The following is a 2,351-nucleotide window of genomic DNA, read 5'->3' as shown; positions in this document are numbered from 1 at the left end:
GCTTGCGGCCTTGGAGCGTCTCGCGCTTCATGGTCGCGTTCAGACTCTCCGCGGCGGCATTGTCCGCACTTGTGCCGACCGCGCCGCGCGATCTGGTCACGCCCAGCTCCGAGCAGACCTGGGCGAACTCCTTCGACACATATTGCGCCCCGTTGTCGCTGTGGAATACCGCCCCGCGCAGACCGTCTCGGCCGCGGGCCCTCGCTGCCGCCCTGAGCGCGTCGGTAACCAGCGAGGTCCGCATGTGGTCGGCGATCGACCAGCCCGCCAGGCGTTTCGAGAACAGGTCCAACACCGTTGCGAAATAAAGGAATTGGCCGTTTCCGATGGGGAGGTAGGTGATGTCTGTGTGCCACGAATGCGAAGAGAGAGGTGCGGAATGTAGGTAGGAGCCTCTTTGGAAGCAATGCTGCGTGGAAGATGAAGGAATGGCCCTTCGGGACCGCTCTGCGGGGAGTGGTCTCAAACCGCCACATGCTGCGTTGGCTGAAGACCGTCGTAGTGAGCGATGTGGAAAAGGCGCCCTTGAGGCGTCAGGTGGGGATCAGGAAGACGAGCGCAAGCGAATCGCTGACGACGTGTCGATAACTTACAAGTGGCATCAAAACTGGGGGTGTAGATATAGCTCCAGGACAAGTCTGGCGGACACCCGTTTACTGGCCAGGTGGTGCCCGGCATGGAGGCGACGTGAGTCTGATCTGCTGCTTTCACGTGGAACGTGGGAAGGCGAGTACCGGCGTCGCCGCCCGGCAGGGCGGCGTGAGGGAGTGTCCCGAGACGGCAGAAACCGCGAGGGATTGAGTACCAAGGCGGGGCTCGCCGGCGGACCGGCCCGTAGTAGTGCCGAAGCTCCTGTAATGGGGGTGGAGCGAAGGGGCCGGGTCATCCGTGGCTGTGTTCGTTCGATCAACCAGAGCGCCTGGGAGGAGTCGCATGGACGAGCTGAAGTCGCCAGAGAAGCCGTTTGATATCTCGAAGCGGGAAGTATGGGAGGCGTGGGAGAAGGTCAGGGCTAACAAAGGCGCGCCGGGGGTGGATGGCTGCTCGATCGAGGACTTTGAGACGGACTTGAAGGGGAATCTCTACAAGATCTGGAATCGAATGTCTTCGGGCAGCTACTTTCCGCCAGCGGTGCGTGCGGTGGAGATCCCCAAGTCACACGGCGGCGGGACCAGGATTCTCGGAGTACCCACGGTCGCGGACAGGATCGCGCAGACCGTCGTGGCCGCCAGGCTGGAATCCCAAGTGGAGCCCAAGTTCCATCCGGATTCCTATGGATATCGGCCGGGCCGGTCGGCGCTGGACGCAGTTGGGACGTGCCGGGAACGCTGCTGGAAGAGGGACTGGGTCGTCGATCTCGACATCCAGAAATTCTTCGACAGCGTGCCCTGGGACCTCGTCGTCAAGGCTGTGGAGGCCAACACTGACGCCGTATGGGTGAAGTTGTATGTCCGGCGGTGGCTCCAGGCGCCGCTTCAACTGCCCGACGGCACGCTGCAACAGCGGGACCGGGGGACCCCACAGGGGTCGGCGGTCTCGCCCGTGCTGGCGAACCTGTTCCTCCACTACGCGTTCGACACGTGGATGGTCCGGGAGTTCCCGGGCGTCACGTTCGAGCGGTACGTGGACGACGCGGTGGTCCACTGCGTCAGCGAGCGTCAGGCCAGGATGCTGGTCGAGGCGATCGGTAGCAGGATGGAAGAGGTCGGACTGCGGCTGCACCCGACCAAGACCCGGATCGTCTATTGCAAGGACGCGAACCGACAACGCTCTTACGAGCACATGTCGTTCACGTTCCTCGGGTTCTCGTTCCGCGCTCGCGCGGCGCGCAGCAAGCACGGCGTCACGTTCCCGTGCTTCCTGCCTGCGGTCAGCAAAGACGCCCTGAAGAGAATGGGGGCCGAGGTGCGCAGCTGGCGCATCCATCGGCGGACCGGACACACCTTCGCCCAGCTCGCGCGGTTCATGAATCCAATCGTGCGGGGCTGGATCCAGTACTACGGAGCGTTCTATCACTCCGAGTTGAGGCCCTTCCTCCAGCGCATCAACGCCTACCTGCTGCGCTGGATCCGCCGGAAGTACAAACGGCTCGCCGGTTACAGGAAGGCCAGGAACTGTCTCCAAGGGATCATGCAGCGATACCCGGGGATGTTCGCGCATTGGCGCCTGTGCCGCACCATCTGGCTATCAGGGTGACAAGAGCCGTGTAACGGGAGACTGTTACGCACGGTTCTGTGGGGGCCGGAGGGTGAGATCCCCTCCGGCTACCCGACCCCACATACCTGGTGTTCGGCTCCTGGGCAGCAAAGTCCCGCTGGAGCAGGTCCGGCACCGATGTCGCTGACGGCTCG

General features: G+C 63.3%; 1 protein-coding gene and 1 pseudogene. One reads left to right on the top strand and one right to left on the bottom strand.

The window, feature by feature from the left end; translation table 11 throughout:
- Positions 1–346, bottom strand: a pseudogene (locus ACWDSL_RS53040) (transposase); the annotation flags it as partial.
- Positions 347–933: 587 nt separating this feature from the next.
- On the opposite strand from ACWDSL_RS53040, the gene ltrA reads away from it, so the two are divergent.
- Positions 934–2,196: a group II intron reverse transcriptase/maturase gene (gene ltrA, locus ACWDSL_RS53035; RefSeq protein ID WP_450496903.1), complete on the top strand. Its 1,263-nt coding sequence runs from the start codon at positions 934–936 to the stop codon at positions 2,194–2,196.
- Positions 2,197–2,351 lie beyond the last annotated feature (155 nt).

This window comes from Streptomyces sp. NPDC000941 (genome assembly GCF_053599555.1).
The sequence above is the reverse complement of the archived record's forward strand: the minus strand, read 5'-3'. Positions and strand labels throughout refer to the sequence as shown.

What these genes read in the sequence shown, in the direction of transcription:
- ltrA (WP_450496903.1), top strand. Translation starts at nt 934, where the DNA reads ATGGACGAGCTGAAGTCGCCAGAGAAGCCGTTTGATATCTCGAAGCGG.